Source organism: Archangium primigenium, assembly GCF_016904885.1.
Classification (GTDB): Bacteria; Myxococcota; Myxococcia; order Myxococcales; family Myxococcaceae; genus Cystobacter; species Cystobacter primigenius.
In genome coordinates this window covers 7151123-7162431 of the sequence record NZ_JADWYI010000001.1, presented here as the reverse complement: position 1 = coordinate 7162431, position 11309 = coordinate 7151123, and the positions used below count along the sequence as shown (strand labels likewise).

The window sequence follows — 11309 nt, the reverse complement described above, 5'->3', positions numbered from 1 at the left end:
GACTTGCGGGGAACGATGCGTTTCGTCTGCGACAGCTGCCGCGCGCAGTACTCCATTAGCGACGACAAGGTGGGCGCCAAGGGCGTCAAGGTTCGTTGCAAGAAGTGCGGCCATAACATTGTGGTTCGCTCCGCTGGCTCGGCGGCGGCGAAGGATGAGGGGTCGGCCCACGAGGCCTCGGCCTCGAACGGCTCGTCCTCGGGCGCCCAGGATCAGAAGGACGGCTTCGGTCTTCCGGCGAGCCTGGGGACGCCTCCCGAAGGAGGCATCTTCGGGGGCGTCGAGGACGACGAGATTGGCGCCGTGTTCGACCAGGTGCTCAACTCGGGCTCCCACAAGCTCCCCGCGGGCGAGGTGGGCGATGCGGATGTCGCCGCGGTGTCGGACGCGAGCGATGCGGTGCGCAAGCTCGCCGAGGCCGAGGCGAGCAGCACCAAGCCCGCCGTCTCTCACGAGTGGTTCGTCGCCATCGACGAGAAGCAGGTGGGCCCGCTCACCATGGAGAAGGTGAAGGACCACTGGGAGAAGGGCGAGGTGGGTCCGGACAGCCTGTGCTGGCGCGCGGGCTTCAGCGACTGGATTCCGCTCTCCGAGGCCACGGAGCTCGCCTCGGTGCTCGCGCCGCGACCGACGCGTCCGGTCATCGTGGAGCCCACGCCGGTGGCGGCGTCGTCGTCCGCGTCCTCGGGCCCGGTGGAATCCGCGTTCAGCGCGGGCGCCTCCTCGCGCGCCGCTCGGGCCGAGACCCCGGCCCCCGTGGCGCCCTCGGCACAGGACTCGGGCTGGAAGCCCTCGGCGGCGAGTGTGCTCGCCTCGCTGGTGAAGGAGGAGAACGAGGCCCTGTCCAAGCCCGCCGCCAAGGCCGCGGCCGAGGAGAAGGCCGTGCCCGCCTCGTCGGGCCTGCTGGACGTGCCGCCCCCCGACGCGGCCGTGACCAAGAGCCCGTTGCTGCCGGACGCGCCCGCGCCGGCGCCGTACATGCCCGCCCCCGCGCCGGGCTATGCGCCCGCGCCCCAGGGCTACCCTCAGCCCATGCCGCAGCAGTACGCGCCGCCTCCGGCCTACGCACCGCCTCCGGCCTACCCGGGCTACCCGCCCCCGGCGGCGCCCAAGCAAGGCGGCAAGACGGGCATGGTGATTGGCATCGCCGCCGGGGCCCTGTTGATGTTGGGGGGTGTGGGCTTCTTCCTGGCGTCCCGTCCGTCGGAGCCGCCCGCGGCGCCCCAGCCCGTGGCCCAGGCCCAGGCTCCCGCCGCCGTGAAGCCCGCCGAGCCGGCTCCGACGCCCCCGGCCACGGCGGTGGCCGCCGCGCCGACGCCCCCGGCGGAGACGACGCCTCCTCCCACCGCCGCCACGCCCACGACGACGCCTCCCGCCGTGGCGGCCGCGGGCACGCCCGCGGCGACGCCTCCCGCGGCGACGCCTCCGCCCGCCGCCGAGCCGACGAAGCCCGCGGAGGAGCCCAAGACGGCGCCCGCGCAGGTGGCGCGTGCCGAGATTCCGGACCGCACGGGGACCAAGCGAGGCACGTCCACGAGCCGTGGCGCGTCCGCGCCCTCGCGCGGCTCGAGCAACGACGATGCCGAGGAGATCACGGCGCGTGCCAAGCCCGCGGCGAAGAGCAGCGGGGGTGGGAACGCGGATGACGAGTTCGACGAGCTCTTTGGCACGAAGAAGGCCAGTGCCACGAGCAGCGCCTCGGCGAAGGGCCGCACGGCCTACATCCCGCCCGAGCCGGGTGAAGGCGGCGCGACGATCGACAAGCTGGGTCAGTCGGACATCATGCAGGTGGTGCTCAACAACAAGCCCGCCATCGTGAAGTGCGTGGGAGAGCAGAAGAAGAAGGACCCGGGCTTGAGCGGCAAGCTGGTGATGCGTTGGACGATCCAGCCCAATGGCAAGACGAAGAACGTGTCCTGTCAGACGGGGGAGTTCCGGTCGACCTACATGGCGACCTGCATCTCGGGGCTCATCAAGGGGTGGAACTTCCCGAAGCACAAGGTTCAGGGAGAGCCCATCGATTTCCCGTTCACGTTCTGACAGCATCTTCGAGAGGAACAGTCACATACGGTACACATCTCTCGTATGGCTGTTCCTCTTGAAGCGAATGAATCTCCCTCTGAAAAGAGCGTCGAGGAGAGGTGTCGACAGTCGTTGACACGCCTGGAGTCGCGGGACTAAGCCCCGCGCTGCAGGACGAGGAGGGCCTTGAGGGCCGGCAGCCCGCCTCGATGCGACGTATTCCTTCAGGAGGAAGCCGAGAATGCAGCTTCGGAAGATGATGTTGATGTTCGCCGCGCTGAGCGCCGCGAGCCTGATGATGGCGTGTGATGGTGGCCGCACGAGCCTGGCGTGCTCGTCGGATGGGGATTGCATCGAGGGTGAGATCTGTCACCCCCAGGCTCAGGTCTGTGTGCAGACGTGTACGACCAACCTGGACTGCCCGACCTCCGCGAAGCGGTGCGAGGCGCTGAGCGGCACGGGAACGCCCCTGATCTGCAAGTGCGACACGACGCCGCTGTGCCAGGGCGACACGCGGGTGTCGGACGCCTCGACCCTGTCGTGCTCCACCTCGTACAGCGTCTGCACGGATGGCACCACGCCGGCCCCCGCGGGTTGCACGTCGGATGCGCAGTGCGCCGCGAACCAGACCTGCAACACGGCGACGAAGACCTGCGAGAACCGCCCCGCCGAGACCACCTGCTCGGGCAGCGGTCAGACCACTTGCAGCTACGGCCAGTACTGCAGCAGCAGCAAGTGCGCTCCGGCCCCCGTTGCCGAGGCGAGCTGCGAGAACTTCTCGACGGGTCGTCCTGCGTGGAGCAGCGCGTCCAGCTCGGGCCCCGTGATCTACTCCGTGGAGAGCACGGGCTACGAGGTGAACTCCAACAAGTGCGCTGGCGCAACCAATCCGGACGCCTTCCTTGTTCGCGTTCGTGCGTACCGGACTGATGCGGATTGGCCTTCGACGCGCGCTGGGCTGGCTCAGTTCTTCTACGTGAACACGGCCGCTCGGCAGTTCGATATTCTGAACGAGGGATTGCTGCTGAATTTCACTCGCACTTCGGGGAACTTGAAGGACGCTTACTTCGACACGTATCTGTGCCGTCCTTCTGGTTCGACCACTATCCAGGCGGGCTACTTCTTCACGGGTGGCAATCCCGTGTGCCAGCAGCTGCGGCGATAGCTTCGTGCGGTTGATTTATACTGCTTGGGGTTGAACGTTTTGCGGAGCCTCACCCTTTAGAGGGTGGGGCTTTTCATTTTGTGAGCAACGGGTTTCGTGTTGCGCTCCGCTGAGGTAAATGAATAGAGCGTTTTCGATCGCGTCTATTAATTAGCGGAGAGAGCATTGCCGCTCAGTCGAAAGGAACGCGTCATGTCGCTTAAGAAGTGGACCGGAGTTGTTGGTGTGTTCGCGGCGATGGTTGTTGCGCCGACTTCGTTCGCCAAGGATTCCACCGATTTGAACTGCCCCAGTGGAACGCGGCAAGAGCGGAAGGCCAACAAGAAGCTGGGCGATATGGCCGCGTGCATCAAAGCGGATGTGAAAGAGTTCACTCCGCATGGGACGACGGTCTATTTCCATCCCAATGGGATGAAGCAGGCGGAAGGCCTGTCGGAGAATGGTCTCCGCATGGGCCTGTGGACCTTCTTCGATGAAAAGGGCCAGAAGACGGGGACCGCCAACTTCAAGCGCAGTAACTTCCATGGAGAGGTTACTGAGTTGTTCGCTAGCGGAACGGTCAAGAAGGTGGAGCAGTACGCGGACGGACTTCGCCAGGGCATGGTCAAGGAGTTCTCCGCCGACGGTCGTCTGGTGAAGCAGACCGAGTACCGCGACAATCGGGAAGTGGCTGCGAAGTAGACTGTACCCCGAGCTGTCTTCGTGAACGGCCGTCACCCAAGGGGGTGGCGGCCTTTCTTTTGGGGGTTCCCCTTCCCACGGGGTTACCGCTCGGCTAGAAACGCGGGCGTGAAGTCCGACCCAGCTATTCGACAACTGCCCGACATCCCCGTGTGTTCCGTTGCGGACATGGGTCTCCGTGAGCTTGAGCGCATTCGACTCATCCTCCGTGGAGGCTCTGTCATCGACTGGCGTCGGATGCACTTCCAGGGGCGAGACGAAGTCGATCGTTTTCTACAGCTGTGTCAAATCGACACGAATCGCGTCGAAGATGAACAATGGGCGCGAAAAGTTCTTGCTGATGCCGTTGAGTATTTAAGAAAGACGTTTGATTATCGTGTTGCGGATGTTGTCGCGGAGCCAAACGAGATTCATGACTTGTTTTTGTTTGCCTCTGGCGTGAAAGGTTTGCCTCGGTACCGCCGCATCGCGTGTATCGTCTTAAAGGTGATGCACGTTATTCAGCATATAGAGGGAAGGGATTTGCTTCACCGTTTGTCTTTTTCAGAAGTAGAGTTGTCCAGATTGGTGTTGGCCAAGGTTCTTCGGGTTGCGAATTTGATTCAGGAAAAGGGTTTGCCTGTGGTTGAGTTCGCGCACTCAATCAAGACGCAGGATTCCCTAATTACGAAATTGTTGGCGAAAAAGGAAACGGTTGCGGCGCAGATTTATGACCGAACGCGCTTTCGCATTATTACAAAGACGAGAGAAGATGTTCTTCCCGTCCTGTACTTCCTGACGCAACATCTTTTCCCGTTCAATTTTGTTGTTCCTGGTCAAACCGAAAACACATTGCTGCCCTTCAGGTTGATTTTGGAAGGCAATCCTCATTTGAGGCAATTTGCGTCGCAGTTGCAGTTGGACCCTGACTATGAGGACCGAGAAGATCGCGGTCGTAATTTATATTCAGGGAATACTTACCGTGCATTGAATTTCATTGTTGATGTGCCTCTCCGGATGGATGCGTATCTCCCTCGCCCAGAGGAGGATTCACGCGAGCGAAAGAACCGAATCGTTTTTACGCTTGTTGAATTCCAGATAATGGATGAAGAGACTGCTTTGCAGAATGAGCAAGGAGACAATGCTCATAAACTATACAAGCATCGCCAAAGGCGGCGTGTTCTTCGTCGTCTCTCAAGAGGACTTGTTGTTCCCAGGCGACAAGGTTGAGACTCGTTTGGGCTTGTGCATTTGTCGTGTGGGTTTGCTCGGCTGGCGTGGCTCTCCTGAGCTTGGCCCGCTGACGTGGACAGTGAGGTTATGCTGCCAACTTCTGCGGTAAGGCCGCAAGCTCAAAAGCCACAGGACTGACATAGCCCAGGGTCGAGTGGCGACGCTGCCGGTTGTAGAAGGCCTCGATGTACTCGAAGAGGGCCAGCCGGGCCTGCGCGCGCGTGGTGAAGTCCGTGGTGTAGACGAGCTCTTGCTTCAGGGTGCTGAAGAAACTCTCCACCACGGCGTTGTCCCAGCAATTGCCCTTGCGCGACATGCTGCACTCAATGCCCCGTGTCGCCAGGGCACGTCTGTAGTCCTCGCTGGCGTACTGACTGCCCCGGTCCGAGTGGTGCACCAGCCCGCGTGGGGGCTGACGGCCCTCGAGCGCCATATCCAGGGCGGCCAGCACCAGGTGCCGCTCGATGGCATCGCTCATGGACCAGCCCACCACCCTGCGCGAAAACAGGTCGAGCACCACCGCCAGGTACAGCCATCCCTCGCGCGTGCCGACGTACGTGATGTCTGTTGCCCAGGTGGTGTTGGGTTGCGCCGGAGAGAAGTCCCGCGCGAGCACATTGGGCGCCACGGGCTGGTGGTGGCGCGAGTCCGTGGTGACCACGTAGCGCCGCCGCCTGCGTGCGGCCAGGCCCTGCTCGCGCATGAGCCGCACCACGCGCTTGCGGCTCACCCGCTGGCCGCGGGCTCGCAGCTCCGCATGCACTCGCGGGCTGCCGTACGTGCGGCGACTGGCGTGGTGCACCCGGGTGACTTCCTCGGACAGTGCACGGTCCGACGCCCGCCGCGCGGACTCCGGGCGCCCTCGCCACGCATAGTAGCCCGAGCGCGACACCCCCAACTGCTGGCTCATGAACTTCACGGGGAAGTGGGCCTTCTGCGCGTCCATCAGCTCGAACTGCACGTCGAGCCCTCCTTCGCGAAGAAGGCCGCCGCTTTTTTTAGGAAGTCACGCTCCATCGTCAGCTGGCGCACCTCCTTGCGCAGCCGTGCGAATTCCTCCCGCTCGGCCGTGGTGAGCGCGCCCGCCGGGCCCTTGCCCTCGTCCACCTCCGCCTGCCTCACCCAGTTGCGCAGGGCCGAATCCGTCAGGTCCAAGTCCCTGGCCACTTGAGGCACGCTCTTGCCGCCCTCGCGCACCAGTCGGACCGCCTCGGCCTTGAACTCCTCGTTGAAGCTGCGCCTCTTCCTTCGTTCCATGGACACTACCTCCCGTGTAGCCGACTTACGAGGTATGTCCACAAAAGCGGGCCAGTCCCAGAAGCCGCACTCGTCCAGGAAGTAGAGGTCTAACCTTCCCTCGCGGGCTTTTTTTCCATGCGCTTGAGGCGCGCTCGCGCCCGAGTGACGGCAGCGGGCTGTTGTTTGTGGGCCAGGCTCAGCTGGGTACGCCGCCAGCTGGCGCCCATGGCCGCGAGGTAGCGGCGCACCTGACGCACGCCGAGACGGAGGCTATGCTCCTGCAGGGCGTGAGACAACTGGCTGGCGCTCCAGGTGCGTGGCTGCTGCAGCAGCAGGTGCAGTGCCTGGTGCACGCGCTGCTGGTGCTCGAAGTCAGGCGCTGGCCCAGGCAAAGTCTTGAAGAGGGCCTGCTCGCCGCGCTCACGCCAGCCCTTGAGCAGTCGGCGCACTGTCTTGTCACTGACGCCCAGGTGGCGTGCGATGTGCGGTGCACTCCAGCCCTCGGCGGCAAGCAGGACCATCTGGACCCGGTCGCGCTCGTCGGCATCCACATCCGAGGAGCGGCTGATGTCCCGCAGCCGCTCACGCACCGAATCGTCCACCCTCAGCGGTTCCATGCTGGGGTGGACATTATCTATGTCCGGGTGCTTAGGCGGGCCAGCGAGTCCCACGTGATGTTGACCTTGAGGACGAAGATGATGCCGCGCAGCGCGAGCCGGTCCTCCTTCCAGGGCCGTCCGCCCTTGGGTTGCGGAGGATGGACGGGCAGCAAGTCCTTCACGCGGACCGACAAGGTGTCTGGCAGCAGTTCTCGGGCCATACCCTCAAGGTGGTTACGCCCGGGTTACTCCGCAATTTAAGTTAGACTCTCTACCATGCGGGAGATCATAAAAGCGGATCAGTCCTGTATGGCGGTTTTGTTTTGTCTGCTGAGTCGAAGTTCGCTTCCTGTAAATGTGGAGCCATTGTGTGTACTCTCAAACCATGAAATCATTGGCCGATTGTGCGAATCTACTAATAGGTCTGCGCGATTGCTGTGTTTGAGGGTGAGGCGATTTTGAGGAGAAGATGTAGTGCGCCACTTTTCATTCCACGCACTGATTAGTAGATTTTTCTTGAGTTCGCCGTTCTCTTGCCATTCCTGCTCTTGCCAAGTTACGAATGGCATGGCGTGTGACGACGAACGGATCTTGGAGTGGCTGGCGAAAGTGCGGCCAGGATATTGGCTCAGTGGAGTGCCGACTCTGCTCCACGTCTGCGCACCAGCCATCTGGAATACATGAATGTCTGTCGGACCGTCTTTTTGGGACGGTTCGGTCCAGGAGAGATACGTTGTACTGTTGAGGTCATTGGTCGACAGAGAGCAGTCAGTGGACTCTGAGTACGCCGGGTTCGCGGTCAATCCCCCTGGATTCGGAGGCGTCGAATCCAGCCGGGGAGGGGGAGTCGCGAAGGCCCATGAGCCAGACACCAGCGACATCACGTGAATTCGTGATTCCTCGCCTTGGGGTGCTGTCTGTTCCTGGAAGCAGATGATGGGCTGACCCTCGGCGGTCAGGGTCAGCGCTGGACTCGCTCCATTCGTCGCACCCGGGTACGCCTTCACCGTGCCTGTTGCGTTGCCCACACCCATAAAGGGTCCACCCTGAGATGACTTCCACACGTGGATCGTCGAGTACCCCTCGACGGTCTTCTCCTCCCATGCGACGTAGAGTTCTTCTTGACGCGCGGCGATGGTCGGTTTGATCGCGGGCGTTGGCACCGGCTTGGAGCGGGTGTCGGTTTCCGCGGACAACGCCCCGTTCCCAACCGTTTGCCACGTCGTTCCCGTCCAACGCTTCACGTAGATGTTTTCGTTGAAGCCGTCGGACTCGTGCCAGGCGACGACAGGGTGTCCATCTCCCATGAGCGCGAGTTCCGGGTGGTACGCCGAGCCCGTGAAGGTTCCATTGAGCGCTCCCCCCAAGGATTCGAAGCCCTGCCCATTCCATCTGGAGGCGAAGATCGCCGTTCGGCCTCCCGGTGTCAGTTCCTCGCTCCACGCCACGATGGGGTTGTCATTCAAGTCGAGGACCATCGCGGGATCCTTCAACCCCGTGCCCTCCGTGGGCACCGCCTGAAGGGCATCGCTGAGGACGTACCACTCGGGAACCTCGAAGCTCCATGGCGTGCCGGGCAACATCAGGGCGTTGCCCGCCAGGTCGGTGATGCCTCGGCTCAGCCCGATCGAAAACCTCGCGGGCAAGTCGGGCGTCTCCTTGGGCGTGATCGTCAGCTCCTTGCCGTCCGCGGACAGCGTAAGGGTCTTGTCTGCCAGCACGCCCGCGACCGCGAGGCTCACCGTGGTGTCACCGAGCGTCTCCGCTCGTACGGGCTTGGTGAAGGTCACCCGGATGGGCTGACTGGAATCCACGTTGGCGGCGTTGTGGGCGGGCGTGCGCGTGGCCACCTGGAGGTGGGTTCGATCCACGACCACGACCACGGGCGAACTGGTGAAGGCCTTGGTCCCGCGCAGGGCGCGTGCCGTGAGGCTGTAGTCCCGCTCCGCCTCATGGGTCGTGTCCCAGGTGTACTTCCAGGGCGGCGTGAGCGTCGTCAGGCGCTCCCCGTCCTTGAGCAGTTGGACCGTGTCCGCGACCCCTCCTCGAACCTCCACCGTCAGCGTGACCGCGGTGCTCGTGTAGGCCCTGTCCACCGGCTCCGTGATGGAGACGCGCAAGTCAGCCAGGGGCGTTCCCGCGTCCGGTGGGCTGTTCTCCTCCGGGATTTCAGGCACGGGCTCGGGTTCGATGTCGGGGACGTTGATGCAGGCGAACGTCCACCCGACGAGGAACAGCGGAAGAATGCGTTTCATGGTTGGCATGCGGCGGGGTGAGTGCAGGGTCCATTCCAGCACGCACCGCTGAGCTTACCCGCACGCAACTGCCCAGGATGACTCGCGGCGTTCAACCCCCACGCCCGCGGTCCTCGTCCAGGCGCCCGTCACCCGTCTCGTGGTCTGGATTCCCCCCCCCAAACAACCGCGCCGCTCCAGGAAGCGCCTCACGAGGCTTCCGAGCGGCGCGGTGGAACATCCACTCCCTGGGTGTTCGCGTCCCGGCTACTTCTTCTTCCGGTTCTTCTTCTTGTTTTCCTTCTCGCGCTTGCGGCGCTCCTTGATGGCGTCCTTGTTCTCCGGCTTCGCGGCGGAGGGCGGGGCGTAGCCCATCATGCGGGCCTTCGCCATCGCCGCCTGGCCCATGGGCGCGGTGTAGCCCGGCGCGATCTGCGGCAGTTGCATGCCCCCCATCCCCGCCATGGCCCGCTCCATCGCCTTCGGGTCCTTTCCGAAGACGCTCGACAGGTCCATGTTCTTGAGCTGCGCGAGCTGGCCCATCTGCTTGAAGCCCGGAATCCGTCCCAGCAGGCCCGGGTTCTGGCCAATCGTCCCCATCACCTGCTGCATCATCCCGAACTTCTGCAGCAGGTCCCGCACCTCCTCGGGCTTGCGACCGCTGCCCTTGGCGATGCGCTTCACCCGGCTGTCATTGATGAGCTGCGGGCGCAGCCGCTCCTGCGCGGTCATCGAGTCGTACATGGACTCGATCTTCGTCAGCTCCGTCTCATCCGGGTTGAGCTGCTCGGTCATCTCCCCGAAGAGGGGGAACTTCTCCAGGAGATCCTTCAGCGGGCCCATGCGCCGCACCATCCGGATCTGCTCCACGAAGTCCTTCATCGTGAAGTTGCCCGACAGGAGCTTCTGCGCGTCCTCGGCCGCCTTCTTCTCGTCGACGACCTGCTCGAAGTCCTTCATCAGGCCAACGATGTCGCCAAAACCGAGGATCCGGCTCGCCAGGCCATCCGGGCGGAACTCCTCGAGCTTGTCCATCGACTCGCCCATGCCGAGGAACTTGATGGGCTTGCCCGTCACCTCCTTGATCGACAGCGCCGCGCCACCGCGCGCATCACCGTCGAGCTTCGTGAGGATGAAGCCGTCCAGGCTCAGGCGCCGATCGAACTCGGCCGCCGTGCGCACCGCGTCCTGGCCGATCATCGCGTCGCAGACCAGCAGGATGTTGTCCGGCCGCACGTTGCCCTTGATGGCCTCGAGCTCCGTCATCAGGGCCTCGTCGATGGCCAGGCGGCCCGCGGTGTCGATGAGCACCACGTCGCACTTCTGCTCGCGCGCGGCGGCATACCCACGCTTCGCCAGCTCCGGGGGCGACACGTTGGGCTCGTGATACACCGGGACATTCAGCCGCTCGCCCAACACCTTGAGCTGGTCCACCGCCGCCGGCCGGTAGATGTCCGCCGCCACCAGGAGGGGCTTGCGGCCCTCCTTGAGCAGCTTGCTGGCCAGCTTGCCCGTGGTCGTCGTCTTGCCCGAGCCCTGCAGGCCCACCATCATGATGCCGCTGAGTTGGTCTCTCGGCTTGAGCTGCAGCGACGTGTCCACCGGGCCCATCAGGGCCTCGAGTTCGTCGTGACAGATCTTCACGAAGTGGTCGCCCGCGGAGACGCGACGCTTGTTGCCCGTCTTGTCCGTGATGGTCGTCTGCACCACCTCGCCCACGGCCTTCTCGCGCACCCGGGAGACGAACTTCTTCACGACATCGAAGGCCACGTCGGCCTCGAGCAGGGAGACGCGGATGTCGCGCAGCGACTCGTCCACCATCTCGGCGGTGATCTCACTCTTGCCCGCGAGGCGGTTCTTGGCGGCGCGGAAGCCCTTGGTGACGGTTTCGAGCATGGCGGTCGCTATATAACAGCGGCGTCCCGGACGGGATGCCCATGTGCGCCTTCCTCCGTCCACTGGATGAATTCTCGGATTTCCGCGCTCCGTTTGGGTGCGTTCTCCCCCGGTGGGCAGGTCGGCCCGAGGCGTTCCCTCGCGGCTGTCCGGGCCGCTCGCGAGTCGCTTGGGGGGAAGGGTCCTGGGTCACGCCCCCTCCGCCTCCAGGCCTGGCGTATCGTTTCGCGCATCCCCCTTTTTCGCTGCCTGGGGATCGTG

9 protein-coding genes are annotated in these 11309 nt (G+C 63.7%); 4 read left to right on the top strand and 5 right to left on the bottom strand.

Annotated elements, in window-relative coordinates:
* Positions 1 to 15 precede the first annotated feature (15 nt).
* The 4 genes from gltJ (at position 16) to I3V78_RS29430 (ending at position 5077) form a co-directional block, all read left to right on the top strand.
* A complete protein-coding gene (gene gltJ, locus I3V78_RS29445) occupies positions 16 to 2040 on the top strand; it encodes an adventurous gliding motility protein GltJ (protein WP_204492467.1) in 2025 nt (674 codons plus the stop codon).
* Positions 2041 to 2263: 223 nt separating this feature from the next.
* A complete protein-coding gene (locus I3V78_RS29440; RefSeq protein ID WP_204492465.1) occupies positions 2264 to 3187 on the top strand; it encodes a hypothetical protein in 924 nt (307 codons plus the stop codon).
* Positions 3188 to 3379: 192 nt separating this feature from the next.
* Positions 3380 to 3868 carry a toxin-antitoxin system YwqK family antitoxin gene (locus I3V78_RS29435; RefSeq protein WP_204492463.1) on the top strand — a complete coding sequence of 163 codons (489 nt, stop codon included), beginning with the start codon at positions 3380 to 3382 and terminating at the stop codon, positions 3866 to 3868.
* A gap of 108 nt (positions 3869 to 3976) precedes the next feature.
* A complete protein-coding gene (locus I3V78_RS29430; RefSeq protein WP_420840435.1) occupies positions 3977 to 5077 on the top strand; it encodes a TIGR04552 family protein in 1101 nt (366 codons plus the stop codon).
* A gap of 88 nt (positions 5078 to 5165) precedes the next feature.
* Here I3V78_RS29430 and I3V78_RS29425 read toward each other — a convergent pair.
* The 5 genes from I3V78_RS29425 to ffh form a co-directional block, all read right to left on the bottom strand.
* Positions 5166 to 6337, bottom strand: a protein-coding gene (locus I3V78_RS29425) for an IS3 family transposase (protein WP_204492460.1) whose coding sequence is annotated in 2 segments (ribosomal slippage) — positions 5166 to 6082 and positions 6082 to 6337 — 1173 coding nt in all. Because the reading frame shifts where the segments join, the coding sequence is not laid out codon by codon here.
* 89 nt (positions 6338 to 6426) lie between these two features.
* Entirely contained in the window at positions 6427 to 6936 is a 510-nt protein-coding gene (locus tag I3V78_RS29420) for a helix-turn-helix domain-containing protein (protein WP_204492458.1), read from the bottom strand.
* A gap of 17 nt (positions 6937 to 6953) precedes the next feature.
* Complete coding sequence (locus tag I3V78_RS29415) at positions 6954 to 7139, bottom strand: transposase (RefSeq protein ID WP_204492456.1); 186 nt, start codon at positions 7137 to 7139, stop codon at positions 6954 to 6956.
* A gap of 78 nt (positions 7140 to 7217) precedes the next feature.
* Positions 7218 to 9173, bottom strand: coding sequence for an Ig-like domain-containing protein (locus tag I3V78_RS29410; RefSeq protein WP_204492454.1), 1956 nt, complete (start codon positions 9171 to 9173; stop codon positions 7218 to 7220).
* A gap of 246 nt (positions 9174 to 9419) precedes the next feature.
* Positions 9420 to 11048: a signal recognition particle protein gene (gene ffh / locus I3V78_RS29405; protein WP_204492452.1), complete on the bottom strand. Its 1629-nt coding sequence runs from the start codon at positions 11046 to 11048 to the stop codon at positions 9420 to 9422.
* Positions 11049 to 11309: the final 261 nt, after the last annotated feature.